The organism is Paraclostridium dentum (assembly GCF_012922555.1).
Taxonomy (GTDB): Bacteria; Bacillota; Clostridia; order Peptostreptococcales; family Peptostreptococcaceae; genus Paraclostridium; species Paraclostridium dentum.
Window position 1 is genome coordinate 1 of the sequence record NZ_WIPK01000109.1, and the last position, 491, is coordinate 491.

The following is a 491-nucleotide window of genomic DNA, read 5'->3' on the forward strand; positions in this document are numbered from 1 at the left end:
TCCCTCGGCCCACCCGATCAGAACCAGCTCCACAACGAAGAGCGTGGTGGTGTCGGTGAAGTACTCTTGTTCACCGGCCGTGTACCATGAGGGCGTGTTTAGGATGCCGATCTTGGTGAGGAATTCGGGGATGAAAATGCCGGCTGCGCCCAACATAGCCCACCTGCAGTGCACGAGCTCCGCTTGCTGGTTCCATTTCAAGCTTTCCGGGTCAGATCCTAGGCCGAGAGGGTCGAACCCGAAGTCTCCGGGAAGGCTACCATCGAGCCACGGGGGAGGGGTGCTGCCGGGGAACCAGATTGGTCTCTCGGGATCAGCTGCAGCGCACACGGCTGCTGATCTTCCGGTCGAAGGTGATGCAAACCTGCTCACTCTCAACTTTCTTCCTCCAAAGAAGGAGGCCTTCTGGGAACTTGGGGAAGAGAAGGCAACAGCAGCAATGGCTGATGAAGCACAGGCAGAGGCCATCTCTGTACTGGTTGTGTCTGCAG

2 protein-coding genes are annotated in these 491 nt (G+C 58.2%); one reads left to right on the forward strand and one right to left on the reverse strand.

Going from position 1 to position 491, the window contains the following annotated elements; genetic code table 11:
* Positions 1–372, reverse strand: a 372-nt coding sequence (locus GFJ41_RS21065) for a chlorophyll a/b-binding protein (RefSeq protein WP_500048761.1), incomplete at its 3' end; no start/stop codon positions are given.
* Between GFJ41_RS21065 and GFJ41_RS21070 the strand changes: the two genes are divergently transcribed.
* On the forward strand, positions 281–491 hold a 211-nt coding region (locus GFJ41_RS21070; RefSeq protein WP_206001611.1), incomplete at its 3' end, for a hypothetical protein. The genes GFJ41_RS21065 and GFJ41_RS21070 overlap by 92 nt on opposite strands.